This window comes from Enterococcus sp. FDAARGOS_375, from assembly GCF_002393265.1.
GTDB classification, from domain to species: domain Bacteria; phylum Bacillota; class Bacilli; order Lactobacillales; family Enterococcaceae; genus Enterococcus_D; species Enterococcus_D innesii.
The window spans coordinates 1,567,122-1,588,101 of sequence record NZ_CP023515.1; the positions used below are offsets into that span (position 1 = coordinate 1,567,122).

Here is a 20,980-nt window from a genome sequence, read left to right on the forward strand (position 1 = left end):
TTTAGTGAATAGGAGACTACAAAAAAAGCCAAGACGGATATTGGTCGTCTTGGCTTTTCATAATGATATTTATAAAACCGTATTATGGGCTATTGTGCCGTTTCAGTCCGCTGAATGATCATCTCCACGCGGCGGTTTTCCGAGCGGCCTTGGGGGGTGTTGTTATCGGCTTTCGGTTCGGTATCGGCAAAGGCTTGGATGGCAGCATTTTTTTCTAAAACAGCGCCTTTGCTAATGAAGTATTCCATAACGGTAATCGCACGAGCGGAACTAAGATCCCAGTTAGATTGGTAGCGGCCATTGCCTTTTTCCGGTACGTTATCGGTATGCCCGGCGATCACGATTTTGTTAGCTTTTAGTTTTTTCAGTGAGTCCGAGAGTAGATCCAGTGACTGACGAGTGGTGTCCGTGATCTCGGCGCTGCCAGAGGCAAACAAAATACTGCTAGCTAACGTGATATGCAAGCCATCAGATTCCAAGCGAACTTCTGTCTGGTCTTTTAAGCCAGAAGCGGCGAGTTCTTGTGCCAGCTGGTCGCTGATTTTTTCTAGCTGTTGATTTTCCAGTTGGGTCCGAACTGCTGCTTCTTGCGCTTGTGCTTCGGCAGAAGTGGCGGCTTTTTTTCGCGGCGTGGTCTCGCCCATATCGATCACCGACCCAATCACAGATGAATTGCTGTGGTGGCTGGAAAGGATGGTGCCAAATTCGCTTTTGATTTCTTGGAACTTCTCATCATCGACTTTCGCCATGGCAAACATGACGATGAACAAAGCCAGCAGCAAGGTCAACATATCCGAGTAAGGCAAAAGCCACGCTTCGTCTATATGTTCTTCATGTTTCTTTTTTCGCTTCATGTCGCTTCACCCTTTATAATTGTTCTTGCCGTTTTTTCGGATCGATCAAGCTGTATAATTTTTTCTCAATGCTTTTCGGCGATTGCCCGGCTTGGATCGCTAAGACCCCTTCCACGATGATCGACATCATTTGGACCTCTTGCTCCGATTTCAAGGTCAGGCGTGAGCTAAAGGGAATGAACAGGACATAGCCGAAGAAAATACCATAAAGGGTCGCCACGAAGGCCGCCGAGATCATGTGCCCCAGTGCCTCTACATCCTCTAAATTACCTAGCGCCCCAATCAGCCCGATCACGGCTCCTAACACCCCTAAGGTCGGGGAACTCGTGCCGGCGGTTTTAAAAATAGCCGAGCCGATGCGATGCCGTTCTTCGATCCCATAAATCTCATTCTCCATGATTTCTTGGATCTGTTCGGCAGCGATGCCATCAACCACCATTTCCAAGCCCTTTTTTAAAAAAGGATCTTCTAAGTTTTGGATGGCACCTTCAAGAGATAACAAACCGTCGCGCCGGGCTTGGTTGGCTAATTCAACGATGGTATTGATGGTTGTTTTTAAGTCGTATTCTTTATTTTTCAGCAGAACGCCGAAGATCTTCGGGATTTTTTTGATATCACTGCTGGGAAATGAATTGATAACGGCTGCGATCACACCAACGAAAATGATGATCGCGGCTGCCGGATTGATCAAAACGGCCACATTGGCACCTTTTACAATCATCCCAACCACCACAGATATCAATCCTAAAATAATACCGATCAGCAAGAAAAAATCCATTTGTTGCGTCCTCCTAAATTCTATTTCCAGGTTTTAAACCCTCATTTATTTTATCGGTGAATTAAAATCATTCTTAATAGCAAAAAAAAATAATCCTAAAAATAACTAAAATAAATTTTCAGCTTCTTCTTTTTTTGTTGTTTTTTGGGCAAGTGGCGGCAAATTTTTGAAATGGTACAGCTTGCAATTTTTGTGAATATTTATAGATAGTACCGTTTTTTTTCGTGAAGCGTTTCTCAGGGTTTGTCATGTCATTCAGCACAAATGAAAATATTTTAATCAATTTTTCGAATAATGCTTGTTTTTTTATCAAAAATCATCTTTTGATCAAAAAGCATAGATATGCTTGTAAAACGCTTTATATCGATCGTTTACTTTTTATAACTGGGGACGAAATTGCGATGAAACAGTGTTTAACAAATAACATAACATGGTTGTAACTTAAATGTCATATCCGTAAAGTTGCAAAAATCAAATTGTAAAATAAAAATAATTCTACTATAATGACATCACGTCTTCTTGTTTTTTTAATCTATAACAAAAAAATAAATAAATATATTTGTTTCTGTTCCATCGCTGAAAAAAACGTTTGGTACAGAAGGTGGAAGGAGCAATTATTGTTGGATACCTATGATTTATTAAAAACAGCCATGAACGTTTCTGCCCAACGCGCAGAATTGATTTCGTCTAATATCGCCAATGTCAACACGGATGGGTACAAAGCAAAACGCATCGTGTTTGAAAGCGAATTAAAGCAGGCACTCGCTTCATCAGGGACTGACGCTGCAACCGAAGCGTCAGTTTCTCAAGTAAAACCGAAAATCACTGAAAATGCAACTACTAGCATCAAAGACAACGGCAATAACGTGGATCTTGAAGTGGAGATGTTGGATCAAGCAGCCAATGGGTTATATTACAGTGCATTGACCGCACAAGTCAACGGTCGCTTGCAAATGATGAACCTTGTATTGAGTAATTGATAGAAAGCGCAGGAAAAACAAATGGGTATGTTTAATGGACTAACGATCAACGCGAGCGGTCTAGCATTGGAACGGTTAAAACTAGATACGATCTCCAGCAATATCGCAAATGTAAATACGAATCAAACACAAACAACCGCTGCTTATCAAAAAAAGAGTATTCTTTTTTCAGAAAATTTAAAAAATAGTCGCGAAGGAACACCGGCTACATACGGTGTCAAAGTGACGGGGATCGCTGCCGATGAGACGGAAAAACTGACCTATGATCCTACCAATCCCGCTGCGAATGATGAGGGATATGTCGGTCAATCAAATGTGGATATTGCCGATGAAATGGTGGCAATGTTGCAAGCGGTTCGAACGTACGAAGCCAATGTTTCTGCTTCAGAAATGAATAAAACGATCTTGAAAAAAGCATTAGAAATATCAAAGGGGTAACGAGAAAATGGATGGACTTTTAACGACAGGATTAACGGACTACCAAAACGTTTTGCGGACACTAGGCACGGGGGCTGCTTCAAACGAGACCAGTGTTGCAGGCGCCGAGGAAAATCAGTTTTCTTCTTACTTGACCCATGCGGTCGATCAGTTGAATCAAAAAACGGCGGTCATGGATCAAGATACTGTAAATTTGATCACCGGCGATGAAAGCGATCTAGGGAATGTGATGATTCGCATGACGGAGGCGCAATTGGCGCTACAAACAGCCGTTCAAGTACGAAACAAGTGTTTAGAAGCTTACAATGACGTGAAAAATATGCAGTTTTAGCAGTGGGTGAGGGAATAAGGATAAATGATGGATAAAGTGAAAGAATGGACAGAACAACTCAAAGACCGTTGGCAAATGCAAAGCTCTTTAAAGAAAATGATCGTTGTTCTTTCCGTTATCAGCGTTCTCGGAATCACAGCAGCTGTGTATTATTTAAATACGCGAATTGAATACGGTATCTTGTTTACGGATCTAAGCGATGCCGATGCGGGAACGATCAGCAAGGATTTGGAGGAACAGCAGATCGCCTACAAATTAGCCGACAATGGGACGACGATTTTGATCGATAAAGACCAAGTCGATGAATACCGCATCAATCTTGCCGTGGACAATAAATTACCAAATACCAGTACGGGCTTTGAATTATTTGATGATGCCAACATGATGACAACAGACGAAGACCGCAAGATCATGTATCAGCGGGCAGTAACGGGCGAACTGCAACGAGCGATCGAGTCGATCGATGCGGTCAAATCCGCCAAAGTTTTACTCGTGATGCCAGAAGAAAGTGTCTTTTCTTCTGAGGAAAGTGCGCCAACTGCTTCTATCGTGTTGACCTTAAAAAATCAGCAGATCTCAGACGAGTCCGTGCAAGGAATCGTTACCTTGACTTCAGGGGCAGTGGAAAAGCTGAAGCCAGAAAATGTAAAAGTCGTTGATAGCGCGGGCAATACCTTGACGAGAACCGAAGATGAAGCCAGTCAATTAAGTGGCCTGAACAATAAATACATTGCCATCAAAGATTCCTATGAAAAAATGCTAGAAGAAAAAGTAGCGAAGTTGCTGACACCGATCTATGGTGCAGACAAATTCCAAGTGTCGATCAATTTAGACTTGAATTTTGATTCGATCGAGCGGAAGAAAGTCACTTATGATGACCCAGAGATCAAGAGTGAGACAGTGCAGGCTGCTGGTTCGCAAGGGACCGTCCAAGAAGCCCAAACAGGGACGGTGGATGACAATGTCTCCAATGTGACGGGCACGGATGGAGAAGGAAACAATTCCTACAGTCGCTCCGTTGAAAATGAATTGGATACCGAGACCACCACGACCATTACGGCCCCTGGCATGATCGAACGAATGACCAGCTCGATCGTGATCAATGCGAACCTTTCGCAAGCGGATCAAGCAGAATTGCAGCAGTTGATTGCTAGTGCCGTCGGCTATGACAATGACCGTGGTGATCAAATCGCGATCCAAGGATTTGACTTTGCCCAAGCAGAGGTTGATCCAGCCGCTGATCCGCAAGGAAATGAACCGATTGCAGCTGCCAAAGGTTATCTCAAGTACGCCATCATCGGCGGTATCGTGTTGACCTTGTTCTTGGTGATCTTAATGATCGTTGGCGTGATCCGACGCCGACGTAAAGAAGACGAGCTGGAAGTCGATGTGACGGAGGAGATGGTCTCCTTTGCACAACCGTCCGCAGTCAGCACCGGAGCGAGTAACCCAGTTGCACAAGAAGTCGTTTTTGGCGGTGTCGGCAATCGGTCTGCTGAAACGAAACCAGCGGTGCCAGAAGCATCCACACAAGAAGCCGCAGCAGAACATACAGGAGAACCAACATTGGATCAAACGGCTAGAAATTATGCCGAAAGCAATCCTGAAGTAGCGGCGGAATTGATCAAAGCTTGGATGAAAGAAAAATAAGGGGGCAGCCATGGATACAATAGACGGGGTAAAAAAAGCAGCGATTCTTCTGATCTCTCTAGGATCAGATACCTCTGCAAAGATCATGAAGCTGCTGCCAGAATCATTTATACAAAAAGTGAGCTATGAGATCGCCAACATCGACTTTGTCAGTCCCGAAGAGCGGGATCAAGTGTTGGAGGAATTTTCTCATACCGCCACGGCCCGCAAATATGTCTTAGACGGCGGGATCGATTATGCCAAAAATTTGCTGAACCAAGCATTAGGCCCTCAAAAAGCCAAAGAAGTCATTGACGTATTGACTCAGATCCAGCTGCGGGAACGGCCCTTTAATATCGCTCGCAAAGCCGATGTTCAACAGTTGACCAATCTGTTGATCGGTGAACATCCACAAACAGTAGCGTTGATTTTGTGCTACATGCAGCCGGACAAAGCGGCCAGCGTCTTGTCGCAGTTTCCCGATCATTTGCAAGTGGAGATCGCTGAACGGATCGGGACGATCTCCAGTACGTCGCCTTTGGTGATCGAACGGATCGAAAAAGTGATCGAGAACAAATTCTCGAATTACATTGAGAACGATACGGAAAATGTCGGTGGTGTACACACACTGGTAGAAATCTTGAACTCAGTCAGCCGCAGCACCGAAAAGAACATTTTGAACGACTTAGAAAAGCGGCAACCAGAACTCTCCAACGAAGTGAAATCCAGCTTGTTTACTTTCGAGGATATCGTGACCCTCGATCGCTTGGATGTTCAAAAAGTCTTACGAGATGTTCAAAACGATGTGTTAGTCTTAGCGCTTAAAGGCACGACCGATGACATCAAGAACTTTATTTTCTCCAACCTCTCATCACGGGCGGTGGAAAATCTGCAAGAAGAAATTCAATTTATGGGTCCTACTCGCTTGTCTGCTGTAGAAGAAGCCCAACAAAGTGTGGTGGCTGTGATTCGACGGCTAGATGAAACCGGTGAGATCTACATCGGAAGGGGCGACCAAGATGCAGTGGTCAAATAGCAGTTTATTGAAGCAGCAGGCGGTCAAAACGACCGAAGCTGCGCGCAGTATTTTGACGGATACGACCATCAAAGCGCCGATTGAGAAACCAAGCTTAGACCCAGAACTGCAAGCGGCTAGACGTGCACGCCAGTTGGAGCAGGAACGGCATCTGCAGCAAATGGAAGCCTTGAAGCAGCAGATTTTGACCGATGCACAAGAACAAGCAGCTCAAATTCTAGCAGAAGCGAGAACGGAAGGCTTTCAAGCAGGACAAGCAGATGGCTTTCAGCAAGGCTATCAAGAAGGACTCAATGCCAGCAAAGAAGCCGCGCAAGCATTGATGACCCAAGCCCAAGCCAATGTCGCTGAAGCCGTTTCTGAGATCAACACCTTTCGCTCAGAGAAAAAGCAAGAAATGATCGCTTACGGCACGGCAATCGCCGAAGCCTTGATCAATCAACGTTTTACAGATGAGCAAGCAGGCTTCCTGCCTTTTGTGGAGTCTGTGCTATGGCAATTTGAACAACCCGATCAATTTGTGACTGTTCGCAGCCAAGAGCAGCATCTTGCAGGGTTGCGAGAATTGTTGGAAACCAAAAAGCAGACGATCAGCGGGTTTCGCTATTTACTCATGGCAGATGACAGCTTGGCGGAACATGATTTTTGTATCGAATCTGAAAATGCCTTGGTGGTTTTTGAACTGAGGAAAGAAATCGCGCGCTTTTTGAGCCAATTTCTAGAAAGCAGTGTGAAGGAATGACGTTTGAATTACCGATCACAGCACTGCGCAAAACAGCGCAAGCACAGCCGTTTTTTACCACTTACGGCAAAGTCAGCGAAGTCGTAGGTCTGTTGATCAAAGTCGAAGGGCTGGCGGTTTTCATAGGAGAAATCTGTGAAGTCGCACTGCAAAACAAGACACATACAGCCTTAGCCGAAGTCGTGGGCTTTGTGAAAAAAACCGTGCTCCTGATGCCCCTTGATCAGCTAGAAGGCATCGGACCCGGCTGTTTGGTGCGGCCAACTGGCAAATCATTGACGGTAAAAATCGATGATACGCTGCTAGGGCACACCTTAGATGGACTAGGGCGACCGTTAGATATGGCGCTGGAGCTGGAAAGTGCGCCAGAATATCCAGTTAGTCAAGATTCTCCTGACCCCTTTCGCCGTCAGAAAATCGCTGAGATCATGCCGACAGGTGTCCGGGCGATCGATGGTCTCTTGACCGTCGGCCTTGGCCAACGGATCGGCATTTTTGCCGGCAGCGGGGTCGGTAAAAGTACCTTATTGGGGATGTTGGCTCGTTATTGCGAAGCCGATGTCATCGTGATCGGCTTGATCGGCGAGCGGGGACGAGAAGTCAAAGAATTTATTGAAAATGATCTAGGCCCAGAAGGTTACCGCAAGTCGGTCGTTGTCTGTGCTACTTCCGATATGCCGCCTCTCGTACGATTAAAAGGGGCTCATGTGGCAACAGCGATCGCTGAGTATTACCGCGATCAAGGTAAGAAAGTCGTATTGATGATGGATTCGGTGACCCGTTTTGCGATGGCGCAGCGGGAGATCGGTCTATCGACAGGTGAACCACCGACGACCAAAGGTTATACCCCTTCTGTGTTTACAGCTTTACCGAAGTTGTTAGAACGCAGTGGGATGTCGGACAAAGGTTCGATCACGGCCTTTTATACCGTCTTGGTAGAAGGGGATGACATGAATGAACCGATCGCTGATGCGGTGCGGGGGATTCTTGACGGTCATATTCTGTTGTCCCGAAAAATCGCCGCTCAAAATCATTATCCTGCCATCGATATTCAAAACAGCCTCAGCCGTTTGATGAAGACCCTCGTTTCTGAGGAACAGCATGAACATGCGGGGGAACTAAAAGAAAACATGGCCGTTTATGCAGAGGCCAAGGATTTGATCGATATTGGTGCTTACAAGAGTGGCAGTAATGCGTTGACCGACCAAGCGATCGCGTTGCATCACCCCATCCTACGGTTTTTACAGCAAAAAGTGGATGAGCGGATCCCATTTGAACAAACGATTTTTGAATTGGCGCATTTGTTCAGTGAAGAAGCGCTGATCGAGCGCCAGCGTTCGACCATGTAAAACAGATCATAAAGGAGCAACCATGCAAGCATTTCACTTTTCCTTAGAAAAAGTATTGGATCACCGAAAAACCATTGAGCAAGAAGCCAAACGAGCGTACGCCCAAAAACAACAATTGTTGATTCAGCAAGAACAGCACCTGAATACGCTGGCACAGGAAAAAGCCCAGCTTTTTGATGTCAATGAGATGACCATCGGGCGGATGCAAGTGCAGCAACGCTATTTGCTTGCTTTGAATGCCACCATCGATGAGGTTGAGAACAAAATGTTTCACGTGAAGCAAGAATTGGCAGAGTCTTTATCGGTGGTGGTAGAAGCGCAGCAGGAACGCAAGATCGTGGAAAAGCTGCGAGAAAAACAATTTGCTGAATACACCTATGAACAGCAATTGGAAGAGCAAAAACAATTGGATGAGTTCGGCAATCGCGCCTTATTTTCTTAAAGCACTAATGTTTTAGTGATGAGATGACCTTGGGTTCAAAGCATCAGCTGAGAGGAGGTGAACAATGAAAGAGATCACAACAAGTGCCGCAACCGCTGTACCTGTCGGTAGCAAATCAAAAAAGATGGAGGCTTCACCAGAAGTCTTCAGTTTGCTGATGCAACAGCTGACAGCTCAAGCAGACAGCAACCTGCCAGCCCCTATCGAACCATCAGGGATGACGGAGCAAACCGTCGCCGCACCAGAAATGGGGGTTGCCAGCAGTATGGAACATCTGCCGCAGGAGCCAGAAATCACTCCAGCAGTCGAACAACCTGCAACGACACAAGCGCCAGGAATGAGCCAGATCAGCCAGGCACCTTTTGCAGGCTTGGTTCAAGAAGCGCCACAGGCATCAATGGCAACGACGGAGCAGAACCAAACGAGCGCCACAGCAACTTTAGCACCAATAGACGTAGCCACCACAGTCATCGACCCCTCCGAGTCTACGCTTGAAGGTCTAGCTTTGATGACAAATGACAGAAGTGAAGCCGCAGCACCAACGCTTGAAACGCCTTTGCCAGAAGACTTAGTAAGCGAAGAGCAGTCCACGGCAAAAGGGATCGCGACTTTCAAGGAAATCGATTTAGTAACAAAAGCCGCGATTGCGCAGACGACAGAAGCACAGCGGAAACAGTCCACCGAAGGGACCGCGCAATTGGGCCAAACGGGACCATTAAATCAAGTGTCGCCAGTGACCAACCAAGCGACGGATACGACTAGCACCTTGCAACGCACGAATGAAACAGTCGCCAAAAAAGCGGAAGCTGTTTCTGCACAAGCCATTGCTTCTTCAGCAGTAACTGACAATGAAATGGCGGCACCAGCACTGCAGCTGCTTGATGTTTCTCCCCTTTTGACCAAGCAAGGACCAACGCCAACAAAAGCGAATATGGAACAAGCGGTCCTACCCTTAGCAAAAGCGACTGCCCAACTCGTCCAAACGAGCAGCACGGCAAGCGAGAAAAAAATCACGCTGCAATTCGTTCCCGAAAAATTAGGCACGATCCAGCTTTCCCTAGAAACGAATGCCCAAGGCAGCCGCTTAGAACTGACCGTTCAGCAGCCACAAGCCAAAGAATTATTGCTGTCCATCAAGCATGAGCTAGAGCAAGTTTTGCAAAAGCAAGAGCAGCCGATCCTAGCGATCAAAGAACCTACGTTAGCTTCTGTCCAGCAGGCTAGTTCGCTGGCAAATCAATCCTTTGCCAGCAGTATGATGGCAAGTGACAGTCAGTTAAGCCAACAACGTTTTTTACAGGCCCAAAAAGGACAAAGTAAAAAGCCGTTTCATCAAAGCAATACGGCTGAAGAAGAGCAGCAATTAGCACCGATCGATCATGCGATCAGTATTTTAGTGTAAAGGAGGAGACCTATGGCAGATGAAATTACAGCAGCTGCGGCCGGTATTGCCAATACATCGGCATTAACGCAAACAAAAAAATCTTCAGATATCTCCATGGATGATTTTTTGAAGATCTTAGCCGCATCTATGAGCAACCCATCGATGGGAGGCAGCGATTCTTCTGGTGGTGGTAGCACCGACTATATCTCGCAACTGGTTCAATTTACGACCTTAGAGAGCTTGAATGAATTGAGCGAAACGTTGACGACCTCGGTGATTTTACAGCAACAGCAGCAAGCCTTTAGCTTGATCAATAAACAAGTCACTCTGATGGACGGCACAGAAACATTGTCAGGAACCATCGAAAAAGTCCGCTTTGCCAATGGCTACGCCACGATCGTCGTAAATGGCAAAGAATACAGTATGAGTGCGATCCAAGAGATTGGTGGCGAAGCAAAATGAGTTTGACGATTCAACAGGGGCTGCAAAAAGTTGCCGGGGAGCCTTATCAACATCCCCGCAAAGGCGTGGACAAACAAGCCTTTTCTGCAATGCTTGAACAAAAACAAAGCGACATCAAAGTCTCCCATCATGCGCAAAAGCGTTTGACCGCAAGAGAATTGACCTTACAAGACGATGATTATCAATCCCTTTCAACGGCGCTTAGTGAGCTCGCGGAAAAAGGCAGCAAAGAATCACTGCTCGTGTACAAAGATATGGGCTTGATCGCCGATGTCCATTCACGAACCATCATTACGGCGATGGGGATGAATGAGCTTCACACCGTCACCAATATTGACAGCGCCACATTTATCAAATAGCAGCTGGACTGAAAAGGGGCTGCAAGTATTTTCTGAATGACAGAGGAAAATACGCCAACCATAAGGAGGAAAACAAGCATGTTACGATCATTATATTCAGGTGTCAGTGGAATGAAAAATCTTCAAACGAAAATGGACGTGGTTTCCAATAATATCGCCAACGTCAATACGGTTGGATTCAAATCAAGTCGAGTACTTTTCCAAGACATGATGAGCCAAACGATGTCTAACGCAACTGCGCCAGGCAATGGCTTAGGCGGGATCAACGCAACGCAGATCGGTTTAGGGGTTCAGACGGGCTCCATCGATACTATCAATACAGTCGGTGCCCCGCAATCGACAGGTCGCAGCATGGATTTTTATATCAGCGGACAGGGCTACTTTATGGTACAAGGACCAGGAGCAAATGGCGAAACCTATTACACACGAGATGGCGCATTCGTGCGCGACAGCAACGGAACCTTGACCAATAGTGATGGGATGCAAGTCTTAGGTCGTTCAGTCAATGGCGGTCAACCAGTTGTCTATGATGACAACTTTGATGAAAACACGGCATTGAGCGGACAAGATGCGGTATCTCCCTTGTCGATCCCAAGCACACTGACCGTCAATGGGGAAACCTTGACCTATAACTCCATGGCGATCGATGCCAATGGCTTAGTGTTGGCAAAATACGGCAATCAAACCTTTGTGATGGGAAAAGTCGGTGTCGCAACCTTCAATAACCCAGAAGGCTTAGAAAAAGTCGGCGGCAACAACTATATCCAAACCAGCAACTCAGGGAATCCGATCGTTGCAGGACCTGGCAACAATGGCGCAGGAACGCTGCAAGCAGGTGCCTTGGAAATGTCCAATGTCGATCTTTCGACAGAATTTACCGAAATGATCATTGCGAGCCGTGCCTATCAAGCAAATTCAAGAAGTATTACGACTTCTGATGAAATGCTGCAAGAATTATTGAATCTAAAACGTTAAGAACGTGACGCTTCATCATTGAGAGGAGTTTGACCATGATTCTAGTGACAGCATTGAATGGCAAGCCATTCTATTTAAATCCAACATTGATTTATCGGATCGAAGAAATGCCGGATACATTGATCACACTGACAGACGGCAAAACATTAGTGGTGACGGAAGCTGCGCAAGAAGTTGCGCAGCGGGTGATCGAGTATCATACGGTGATCCATTCGAACCAAGTGAAAACGTAAGGGTGGGAAAGATGGCAAAAGAAGAAAAAGCACCAAAAGCAGAAAAAGAGAAAAAAGGCTTGAGTATGGTTGTTTTACTGCCGATCCTCTTGATCGTGGTAGTCGGCGGCAGTATCGGTGGAACCTTAGTGACGAATCACTTTTTGACGGGGGAAAAAACAGCAGCTGCTGAAACAGCAAAAGACAGCAGCAAAATCTCCTCAGACGAAGCGATCGTGGCATTGGATGAATTTTTAGTCAATCTGGCCAAAGAAGACAACCAAGAGCAGCAATACATGAAGGTCAATTTATCGATTTTAGTGGCGGATGAGGAAAAAAGCGCGGAAGCCACGAAAAATGTGGCCGTCATTCGTGACAGCGTCGTAAATTTATTGCGCCAACAAAAGGCCAGCGGTATTTTGAGCTCCGCCGAAAGTGTACCGAATTTAAAAAAAGCATTGAAAGAAACAATTAATCAGGAATACGGATCAGAAATCGCCAAGGATGTTTATGTGACGGATTTAGTGATCCAATAGAAAGAGGCATGTTGATGGAAACATTTTTATCGCTGGTCAAAATGATTGGGTTTTTGCTGCTTATTCTTTATTTGATCAACATCAGTTTGAAATACTTGAATCGTTACACGAACCAGCACAATCACCAGCTGCGTATTTTGCAAAAAATCGCCGTCAGCAAGTCGTCTTCAATCGGGATCGTCCAAATCATGGACAAATGTTATGTCATGAGCTTTTCTGAACAGCAAAACCAAATCATCAAAGAGTTGACGCCAGAAGAAACGGCCGCTTTTTTACAGCAAAGCCTAGAAAGCACCCAAGTGCAAGCTGGCAAAGACTTTTCTGAATGGCTCAACAAAGCCAAGGCGGAAATTGCTGGAAAACGAGGCAAGCAAAAATGAAGATCAAAGGCAGAGATATCAAGATCATGGCTGCGGTCCTTTTCAGCAGTCTGATGCTTCCGCAGACGGCATTTGCGCTAGACACGGAAGACGTCAGTTCCACCATCAACAATTTATTGTCGAATGGGAATGGCTCAAGTGATACGATCAATACCTTCTTGTTGCTGACGCTGCTTTCCCTTTTACCAGTCTTGCTGATCATGATGACTTCTTTTACTCGTATCATCATGGTCCTGTCCTTTGTGCGCAGTTCGTTAGGTACACAGCAAAACCCGCCCAATCAAGTGTTGATCGGGTTGGCCTTATTCTTGACATTTTTTATTATGAAACCTGTGTATACCGACGTCTACCAGCAAGCGATCGAACCGTTTGATCGACAAGAGATCAGCCAAGCCGAAGCCTTTGACCGCTCAGAAAAACGGATCAAGGCCTTTATGATGGTACAGACACGGGAAAAAGACATTGCCTTGTTTGCGGAAGCTGATGGGGAGACCGAAAAATATCATTCTTCTGACGATGTTCCTCTGACCGTTATGGTACCGGCGTTTATTATCAGTGAGTTACGAACGGCTTTCAGTATCGGCTTTTTGATTTTTATCCCCTTTTTGATCATTGATCTGGTCGTCTCCAGTATCTTGATGTCGATGGGGATGATGATGCTGTCGCCGATCATGATCTCACTGCCCTTCAAGATCTTACTATTTGTTTTAGTGGATGGCTGGTATCTGATCGTGGAGTCGCTGATCAAGAGCTTTCAATAGCCGCTAAGAAAGGAGCCAAGAGGAAATGACAGTAGAAATGGTACTTGATGTGCTAAGGGAAGCCTTTCTTCGAATTTTAGCGATATCTGGCCCTGCCTTATTGGTTGGCATGCTCGTTGGATTGGTGATCAGTATTTTTCAAGCCACTACCCAAATCCAAGAACAAACGTTGAGCTTTGTGCCGAAACTATTAGCGATTTTTTTGACCTTGATCTTGGCGGGGAATTTTATGCTGAATCTCTTGTTGAATTTTACCAAAATGATTTTCAAGATGATTGCGGCAATGTAAGGAGGAAACCTGATGGCGCCGATTCAAGCGACGGTGTTGATTTTTTGTCGAATATTGGCGTTTGTCGTCCTTTGTCCGATCTTCTCACAGCAAAATTTTCCGTCACTGGCAAAAATCGTGATCGGCATGGCGTTGACGGTCCTATGTCTGCCGACGGCACCTGCGATTCCCGAGCTTTCCCTCTTTATGCTGACGGTTTTCGTCATCAAGGAAGTACTGTTTGGGATGGCGATGGGCTATTTGAGTCAGCTGGTCTTTACCGGTGTAGAAATTGCAGGCCAACTGATCGACTTTCAAGTAGGCTTTTCGATGGCGCAAGCCTATGATCCGACGTTGCAAATCGCCTCTTCCCAGTATGGCAAAACGTACTATTGGCTGACGATCGCTGTGTTTTTTGGACTTGATCTGCATCATCGACTGATCACAGCACTGCTGTTGTCTTTTCGGATCGTGCCCTTAGGTTCTGTGGTGATCCAAGGCACGACGGTTGAAGGCATCGTTAAACTTTTCAGCCAAATGATGGTGATGGCAGTCAATCTTGCGGCACCAATGATTATTGCGCTGCTGTTGGTGGACCTGGTGCTAGGTGTGATCTCTCGTTCGATCCCCCAGATCAATATTTTGATGATGAGTCTCTCGATGAAAACTGCCATCAGTTTTGTGGTGTTTCTCTTGCTATTACCCAATGTCCTTTCGTACTTAGGCAAACACTTGCCAGATACGGTCCGCTACTTGCAGGAGTTTATCGAGTCCTTTCAATAAAGTAACAGGTAGCCAGCAGGAGGTGAGAAGATGGCAGAAAAAGATGGCAAAACCGAACTACCCAGTGCCAAGCGGCTGCGGGATGCCCGCAAACGCGGGGAGGTCCCTAAGACCCAGGAATTAGCAGCAGCTGTTTCGCTATTGGTCTTCTCGTTTTTGATCCTGTCTTTATGGCAGTTTTTCGCCGCTTCTTTTTTGCCTTATTTTTCCCGAAGTTTGGCGCAGCTGGCTGATTATCAAACCAGTTTGGCAGATCTGCCGAAACTAGGGGTGCAGAGTATCTTGCTGCTGCTTTTGTTGTGTGCGCCCGTCTTTTTGGTCGCGCTCGGAGTCGGGCTTATCACGAATTATGCCCAAGTCGGTCTGTTGTTTTCTGGCAAGGCCGTCAAACCAGATTTTAAAAAGCTGAACCCTATCAGCGGGATCAAGCAGCAATTCAGTTTGCGCTCGTTGATGAATTTAGGCAAAACATTGGCGAAATTCGGCGTGATCGTCTACTTGTGCTATCAACAATTTTTAGCCGCCGTCCCTGTTTTACTGGGTTTGAGTGAAGTGGGGTTGGAAAAAACGATCCTGTTCATGCTGCTGCGGGCCAAAGAATTGTTTTTACAGATCTCGATTTTCTTGATCATATTGGCAGTAGTCGACTACGGCTACCAACGCTATAGCCATCGCAAGAACTTGATGATGAGCAAGCAGGAAGTCAAAGAAGAGTTCAAGCAAATGGAAGGTGATCCGCAAGTCAAAGCACAGCGCAAAGCGAAGTACCGTGCGATGACCCAAAATGCCATCGCCAACGTCAAAGAAGCGACGGTTTTGATCACCAATCCGACCCATTTCGCCATTGCGATTCGTTACGATGCCAGCAGTGAAGGGGTGCCGCGGGTCTTGGCCAAAGGGGCAGATCAGCTGGCGCAGCGGATGAAAGCAGAAGCACTGAAAGAAAATATTCCACAGATCGAAAATCGTGAAGTGGCACGAGCCCTTTATCGCCAAGTAGAACCCGGGGATCTGATCCCTGTTGAAATGTATGAAGCCATTGCCGAAATCATCGCTTTGGTCTATCAGTTAGAAGAAAGCCAACGCGGCAAGATTTAAGGAAACAGGAGGAACAAAAATGAATGAGGCTGCCTCAAAACCGAAAAAAGGCATTGGTCTGGCGGATATCTTAATCTCGGTGATCATCCTAGCTATTATTGGTTTGATTATTATTCCATTACCGAGTGCACTATTAGATATTTTGATCATTATCAATTTGACGATCGCGATCAACATTTTACTGATCACCCTGTTTACAAAATCAGTGTTGGAATTCACTACGTTTCCAACCTTGCTGCTGATCACAACGATGTTTCGTTTAGGTTTGAACCTATCTTCCACTCGGTTGATCTTGACCCAAGGAAATGGCGGACACGTGATCGATGCCTTCGCCAATGTCGTTGCCGGCAGCAATTATATCGTGGGGATCATTTTGTTCGTGATCATCATGGTGGTTCAGCTAGTCGTCGTGACCAATGGTGCAGGGCGTGTCTCCGAGGTAACTGCTCGCTTCACATTAGATGCGATGCCCGGCAAGCAAATGGCGATCGATTCCGACCTAAATGCCGGATTGATCACGGAAGCGGATGCCCGCAAACGACGAAAAGATCTGCAGCGAGAAGCTGACTTCTTTGGTTCGATGGATGGTGCCAGCAAGTTTGTCAAAGGGGATGCGATCGCAGGGATTTTGATCACTGTCATCAATCTAGTCGGCGGGGCGATCATTTTCTCCATGGGGGGACAAATGACCGTCATGGAAGCCTTCGCCCAATTCGGGAAACTGGCAATCGGGGATGGCTTGGTCAGCTCGATTCCCTCTTTATTGATTTCCATTGCTTCTGGGGTGATCGTGACTCGTTCTGATAACGATAGTTCCTTTGGTTTAGATATTGCGTCAGATGTGATGCGTAATCCCCAACTGTTTCGGATCGTGGGGGCGATTCTCTTCGTCTTAGCCTTAGTTCCTGGGTTTCCGTTTGTGCCTTTTGTGTTGATTGGCTTAGGCCTTTTCGCAGCCAGCTTTCTGGTGACGCAAAAAGAAGAAAAGCAGCGAGTGGAACAAAAACAATGGGAACAAAAATTGGCACTGGAACGCAAAAAAGAAGCACAGGAAGAAGACGATTCCGTGGCTTCCTTCCAAGTGGAACCAATCTCAGTGGAAATCGGGTATGGTCTGATCCCTATCGTGGATCGTTCGATCGACAACAGCTTGATGAACCGCATCGTGGCGATCCGTAAACAGAGTGCTAGAGAATTAGGGATCTTAGTCAGTCCCGTTCGTATTCGCGACAATCTCTATTTGGATGCCAACGATTACGTGATCAAGATCCGCGGCAACGAAGTCGGCCGCGGCGATATTTACCCGAATAAAGTCATGGTGATCAGTCCGAATGAAGAGCCGTTTCCTTTTCAAGGAATCGCAACAAAAGAACCAGCCTTTCATCTGGATGCTATGTGGATCGATGAATCCGATAAGGAGATGGCGGATCTGCAAGGGTTTACGATTATCGAGCCGTTGACCGTGATCGCAACACACTTAAAAGAAATCATCTATGCCCATGCACCAGAGCTGTTAGGTCGCCAAGAAGTCAAGAAATTATTGGAGGGCATCAAAGAGCAGTACAATGTCGTGATCGATGAATTGATCCCCGATATTTTACGGCTCGGCGAGGTCCAAAAAGTTTTACAAAATTTATTGGATGAGCAAATTCCCATCAATGACTTAGCAACGATCTTAGAAACTTTAGCCGATTACGGCGTTGTCACGAAAGACGTAGAAGTTTTGACAGAATATGTCCGCCAAGCATTGAAACGGACGATCGCTGCCAAGTATGCCAATGAGAACCACGAGCTGCAAGTAGCGGTGATCCAGCCGAAACTAGAAGAAATCATCGCTCAAAGTATCCAAAAAACCGCAACTGGCTCGTACCCGGTCTTAAAACCAGATACCGTGACCAAGCTGTTGGATTCCATCAGTGGGATCCAACATGCAGCGATCGCTCAAAATATCAATTTCGTGATTCTGGCATCGCCTAAGATCCGGTTAGCATTCAAAAAAATGATCGTTTTTAATTTTCCAGATATCGCCGTTCTTTCTCTAAATGAGATTCCCAATGAAATTGCGATCGAAACGGTGGGCAGTATTGACATTTAAGCAGAATTTTCTTAGGAAGGGGCATCGCCGATGTATGAAGTCGATCGAGAAGCGGAGATCATCAAGTATTTGCCGCTAGTGGAACGGGTGGTTCAGCGCCTGTCTATCAAAACCGCCGATTATGAATCAGGCGATCTCTACAATATTGGGGTGATTGGGCTGATGGATGCCTTGCGGAAATTCGATCCCTCAAAAAAAGTTCCTTTTGAAAGCTATGCAGCGATTCGCATCAAAGGGGCAATTATTGATGAAGTACGCAAGCACGCCAAAATCTCCCGATACAAAATGGCGGCAGTCAATCAGTTTTATCAAGCACGGCAAGAGTTGGAGCAAAGCCTCAAAAGAGAAGCGACCGACACCGAGATCTGCAAACAGCTGGGAATCAACCAAAGTCAACTAGCGGATATTTATGAGAGTCTGCACTACTTAGCCAGCGTCTCTTTGGAAGATACCTTGTTTGCTTACCAAGAAGAAGGCATGACCTTAAAAGATATGGTTCGGGATCCAGCCGAAAATGTCGAAGAGACCTTGGTCGCTGAAGAAAAACGCACCGCCTTGGTGGCGTGCATCAAAAAATTAGGGGAACGGGAACAATTGATTTTAAGTTTGTACTATACCGAAGAACTGACGTTAAAAGAAATCGCTGAAATCTTAGAAGTCTCGATTCCGCGAGTTTCACAAATTCATGGCAAAACGATTGCCAAATTGCGCACATTGATTGAGGAGGAACTGGCATGATTCGAGGATTGGATGTCTTATCACGGAACATTTCATTATTACAAAAGCGACAAGAGACGACGAGCGGCAATATTGCTAATGTCAATACAACAGGATATCAAGCAAAAACCTTATTCCAGTCGGCGCTAGATGAAGTGGCATTGCATAATTACCAAAGCGGGCCCAATGCGGATACCCGCCGTGACATTGGTGGATTGTCTTTAGGGACCCAATTGGCAGGCAGTACGATCAGTCAAGACCAAGGTGCTGTCAAACAGACGGGACAAGCCAGCGATTTTGCACTGCTTTCCGAAGGCTACTTTGTCGTTCAAAACAATGCGGGTCAGCGGTTGTATACGAGAAATGGCGACTTTACCGTCAATCAGCAGAATCAATACGTGACACAAGAAGGCTATCTTGTCTTGGGTGCCAATGGACAAGCAGTCAGCGCCTTAGGACCAGCGAACTTTCAGATCCAAACATTCCCCCAAGAAGCATTGACTACAGCTGGTCAAAACTACGTGACTAGCAACGCAGCAGGAACCACGGTGAATGCACCAGTGATCCAGCAAGGTGCCTTAGAACAAGCCAATGTAGCGGTTGCCGATGAAATGGTGGCGATGATCCAGACTTCTCGGGAATTTGAAGCCAATCAGAAAGTCTTGAGTTCAACGAATCAAACATTGCAAAAAGCGGTCAACGAATTAGGAAAGATTTGAGGATGAGTCAATGAATATCAGTGGATTATTAGGAATCAGCCGTTCTGGGTTGAATCATTTGCAGACAAACTTAGACACGACAGCCAACAACATCGCCAACGTCAATACCAATGGCTACCAAGCACAAACGACGCACTTTCAAACATTGATGGAAAATGCCATCGGTGCAGAAGAAACGCTATTTAATGGCAACGCCGCCCAATATGGTGCGTCAATGGGGGCAAAAGCGACTACGACTACCAGTTTTGCCCAAGGCAATCTGGCGGGCACTGCTCAGCCATTAGATCTCGCGATCCAAGGCAATGGCTTTTTCGGGGTTCGGGACCAAACCGGTCAATTACTGCTGAGTCGAGCAGGCAATTTTCATTTAAGTGAGAACAAGCAATTAGTCAATAGTGAAGGGTACCCTGTGGCAATGACCACAAACGTACCAACCGCGCAGTGGCCAGATGCGCAGCAAATCGCAATAGGTGCCAGCGGTCAGTTGACGACGGAAGAAAATGGTCAGACTCGCGTGTTGGGGCAGCTGACCCTTTATCAGCCAACGAATACAGAAAACATCACACCAGTGGGCAACCAACTGTACCGTGCCGGTGATCAAGCGTTGCTTACTTCGCAAACCAATCCGGCAGCCTTTGGCAGCGTTTTGCAAGGACAGTTAGAACAGTCGACGGTGGATCTAGCGACTTCCATGACAGACTTGTTAACGACCCAACGTGCGTATGGATTGAACACGAAAGCCATGCAGACAGCCGATGAGATGTGGTCTGTGATCAATCGTTTTACAGATTAGAGGAGAAAGAACATGATTCGCTTAACCAAGGTCAGTAAAAAATTCAGCAATGGTACGTTGGCATTGGCCGATATTTCTGTTGCGATCCCTCAAGGAGAATTTATCTATGTGGTGGGTCCCAGCGGTGCGGGCAAATCGACCTTATTCAAATTGCTCTTGAAAGAAGAAGAGCTTTCGGCTGGTTCTATCCAAGTCGGCAATGTCTTGTTGGAACAACTCAAAGACCGTCATCTCTATATGGTTCGACGACAAGTCGGTATCGTCGGACAAGAAGACCTTTTGCTTCCTTATCTGACGGTTGCCAAAAACGTCGATTATGCGCTGCAAGTACTAGGCACTCCCCGCAAGCTGCGTCAGGAAAAAACCGCCAAAGCGCTACAACTGGTAGGCATGTTTCCTCAAAAGGATCACTATCCTGAGGAGCTTTCCGTGGGACAGCGCAAAAAAGTAGCGATCGCGCGAGCGATCGTCACAGAGCCAGCAGTCTTGATCGCCGATGAGCCCACTGCCAATCTGGATGCCAAATCAGCCGTTGAAGTCATGAAACTACTCTTGCGGATCAATCAAGTCGGTGCCACGATCCTCTTGGCGACCCACGACAGTACGATGGTCAATACGGTCCGTAATCGAGTAGTCGAGCTGCAAAACGGTCGTTTGGTTCGGGATGAATACCAAGGCGGCTATACGCGCTTTGCTGATCCAAAAGATACATATGTCTGGTGAAGATGCTTAACTTTTCTAGCAAAAGATCCGATTAAAGAACTAGAAGATTGTTTTCATAATCGGATAAAGAAGGAGTGACCCAACGATTATCAAGTGAAGAGCGAATCTTGATAAACAGCACGACTGATCATTTTGC

At 46.2% G+C, this 20,980-nt stretch carries 26 protein-coding genes; 24 read left to right on the forward strand and 2 right to left on the reverse strand.

Annotation, left to right across the window (positions count from 1 at the left end):
• Positions 1–89: 89 nt before the first annotated feature.
• A complete protein-coding gene (locus CO692_RS08535) occupies positions 90–854 on the reverse strand; it encodes a flagellar motor protein MotB (protein ID WP_096742036.1) in 765 nt (254 codons plus the stop codon).
• Positions 855–867: 13 nt separating this feature from the next.
• On the reverse strand, positions 868–1,632 hold the full coding sequence (gene motA / locus CO692_RS08540) for a flagellar motor stator protein MotA (protein ID WP_005232810.1): 765 nt from the start codon (positions 1,630–1,632) through the stop codon (positions 868–870).
• A 620-nt stretch (positions 1,633–2,252) separates the two neighbouring features.
• Here motA and flgB point away from each other — a divergent pair.
• The 24 genes from flgB (at position 2,253) to CO692_RS08665 (ending at position 20,844) form a co-directional block, all read left to right on the forward strand.
• Positions 2,253–2,612, forward strand: coding sequence for a flagellar basal body rod protein FlgB (flgB, locus tag CO692_RS08550; protein ID WP_017144455.1), 360 nt, complete (start codon positions 2,253–2,255; stop codon positions 2,610–2,612).
• 21 nt (positions 2,613–2,633) lie between these two features.
• Positions 2,634–3,050 carry a flagellar basal body rod protein FlgC gene (gene flgC, locus CO692_RS08555; protein ID WP_003129038.1) on the forward strand — a complete coding sequence of 139 codons (417 nt, stop codon included), beginning with the start codon at positions 2,634–2,636 and terminating at the stop codon, positions 3,048–3,050.
• Between the two features lie 7 nt (positions 3,051–3,057).
• Entirely contained in the window at positions 3,058–3,381 is a 324-nt protein-coding gene (gene fliE, locus CO692_RS08560) for a flagellar hook-basal body complex protein FliE (RefSeq protein WP_016608997.1), read from the forward strand.
• 27 nt (positions 3,382–3,408) lie between these two features.
• Entirely contained in the window at positions 3,409–5,031 is a 1,623-nt protein-coding gene (fliF, locus tag CO692_RS08565) for a flagellar basal-body MS-ring/collar protein FliF (protein ID WP_186366365.1), read from the forward strand.
• A gap of 10 nt (positions 5,032–5,041) precedes the next feature.
• A complete protein-coding gene (gene fliG, locus CO692_RS08570; RefSeq protein WP_005226586.1) occupies positions 5,042–6,046 on the forward strand; it encodes a flagellar motor switch protein FliG in 1,005 nt (334 codons plus the stop codon).
• Entirely contained in the window at positions 6,030–6,788 is a 759-nt protein-coding gene (locus tag CO692_RS08575; RefSeq protein WP_096742039.1) for a hypothetical protein, read from the forward strand. Before fliG ends, CO692_RS08575 begins: the two co-directional genes overlap by 17 nt.
• Positions 6,785–8,137 (forward strand): flagellar protein export ATPase FliI, encoded by a 1,353-nt coding sequence (gene fliI / locus CO692_RS08580; protein WP_077453131.1) that lies wholly within the window; start codon positions 6,785–6,787, stop codon positions 8,135–8,137. The genes CO692_RS08575 and fliI overlap by 4 nt, the downstream gene beginning before the upstream one ends.
• 22 nt (positions 8,138–8,159) lie before the next feature.
• Positions 8,160–8,579: a flagellar export protein FliJ gene (fliJ, locus tag CO692_RS08585; protein WP_096742040.1), complete on the forward strand. Its 420-nt coding sequence runs from the start codon at positions 8,160–8,162 to the stop codon at positions 8,577–8,579.
• A gap of 64 nt (positions 8,580–8,643) precedes the next feature.
• On the forward strand, positions 8,644–9,981 hold the full coding sequence (locus CO692_RS08590) for a flagellar hook-length control protein FliK (RefSeq protein WP_096742041.1): 1,338 nt from the start codon (positions 8,644–8,646) through the stop codon (positions 9,979–9,981).
• A gap of 12 nt (positions 9,982–9,993) precedes the next feature.
• The gene (locus CO692_RS08595) at positions 9,994–10,425 is read left to right on the forward strand and encodes a flagellar hook capping FlgD N-terminal domain-containing protein (protein WP_003129052.1); all 432 of its coding nucleotides are present in this window, start codon (positions 9,994–9,996) and stop codon (positions 10,423–10,425) included.
• Positions 10,422–10,784, forward strand: a complete 363-nt coding sequence (locus CO692_RS08600; RefSeq protein WP_015508733.1) for a flagellar protein — start codon at positions 10,422–10,424, stop codon at positions 10,782–10,784. The genes CO692_RS08595 and CO692_RS08600 overlap by 4 nt, the downstream gene beginning before the upstream one ends.
• Before the next feature lie 78 nt (positions 10,785–10,862).
• The gene (locus tag CO692_RS08605) at positions 10,863–11,759 is read left to right on the forward strand and encodes a flagellar hook-basal body complex protein (protein WP_010748537.1); all 897 of its coding nucleotides are present in this window, start codon (positions 10,863–10,865) and stop codon (positions 11,757–11,759) included.
• Between the two features lie 35 nt (positions 11,760–11,794).
• Positions 11,795–11,992 (forward strand): flagellar FlbD family protein, encoded by a 198-nt coding sequence (locus CO692_RS08610; protein WP_005226609.1) that lies wholly within the window; start codon positions 11,795–11,797, stop codon positions 11,990–11,992.
• Positions 11,993–12,003: 11 nt separating this feature from the next.
• Positions 12,004–12,507: a flagellar basal body-associated protein FliL gene (gene fliL / locus CO692_RS08615; protein ID WP_005472968.1), complete on the forward strand. Its 504-nt coding sequence runs from the start codon at positions 12,004–12,006 to the stop codon at positions 12,505–12,507.
• A gap of 14 nt (positions 12,508–12,521) precedes the next feature.
• Positions 12,522–12,887, forward strand: coding sequence for a flagellar biosynthetic protein FliO (locus CO692_RS08620; protein ID WP_005231716.1), 366 nt, complete (start codon positions 12,522–12,524; stop codon positions 12,885–12,887).
• A complete protein-coding gene (fliP, locus tag CO692_RS08625) occupies positions 12,884–13,648 on the forward strand; it encodes a flagellar type III secretion system pore protein FliP (RefSeq protein ID WP_005232783.1) in 765 nt (254 codons plus the stop codon). Before CO692_RS08620 ends, fliP begins: the two co-directional genes overlap by 4 nt.
• A 25-nt stretch (positions 13,649–13,673) precedes the next feature.
• On the forward strand, positions 13,674–13,937 hold the full coding sequence (fliQ, locus tag CO692_RS08630; RefSeq protein ID WP_005226613.1) for a flagellar biosynthesis protein FliQ: 264 nt from the start codon (positions 13,674–13,676) through the stop codon (positions 13,935–13,937).
• A 12-nt stretch (positions 13,938–13,949) separates the two neighbouring features.
• Positions 13,950–14,699: a flagellar biosynthetic protein FliR gene (gene fliR, locus CO692_RS08635; RefSeq protein ID WP_005232781.1), complete on the forward strand. Its 750-nt coding sequence runs from the start codon at positions 13,950–13,952 to the stop codon at positions 14,697–14,699.
• A gap of 30 nt (positions 14,700–14,729) precedes the next feature.
• Positions 14,730–15,797, forward strand: a complete 1,068-nt coding sequence (locus CO692_RS08640) for a flagellar biosynthesis protein FlhB (protein ID WP_005226621.1) — start codon at positions 14,730–14,732, stop codon at positions 15,795–15,797.
• A 19-nt stretch (positions 15,798–15,816) separates the two neighbouring features.
• Positions 15,817–17,892, forward strand: coding sequence for a flagellar biosynthesis protein FlhA (flhA, locus tag CO692_RS08645; protein WP_096742042.1), 2,076 nt, complete (start codon positions 15,817–15,819; stop codon positions 17,890–17,892).
• A gap of 30 nt (positions 17,893–17,922) precedes the next feature.
• The gene (locus tag CO692_RS08650) at positions 17,923–18,630 is read left to right on the forward strand and encodes a sigma-70 family RNA polymerase sigma factor (RefSeq protein WP_005226623.1); all 708 of its coding nucleotides are present in this window, start codon (positions 17,923–17,925) and stop codon (positions 18,628–18,630) included.
• On the forward strand, positions 18,627–19,328 hold the full coding sequence (locus CO692_RS08655; RefSeq protein ID WP_077453119.1) for a flagellar hook-basal body protein: 702 nt from the start codon (positions 18,627–18,629) through the stop codon (positions 19,326–19,328). Before CO692_RS08650 ends, CO692_RS08655 begins: the two co-directional genes overlap by 4 nt.
• Positions 19,329–19,338: 10 nt before the next feature.
• A complete protein-coding gene (locus CO692_RS18045) occupies positions 19,339–20,121 on the forward strand; it encodes a flagellar hook-basal body protein (protein WP_096742043.1) in 783 nt (260 codons plus the stop codon).
• 12 nt (positions 20,122–20,133) lie between these two features.
• On the forward strand, positions 20,134–20,844 hold the full coding sequence (locus CO692_RS08665) for a cell division ATP-binding protein FtsE (protein ID WP_005226626.1): 711 nt from the start codon (positions 20,134–20,136) through the stop codon (positions 20,842–20,844).
• Positions 20,845–20,980 lie beyond the last annotated feature (136 nt).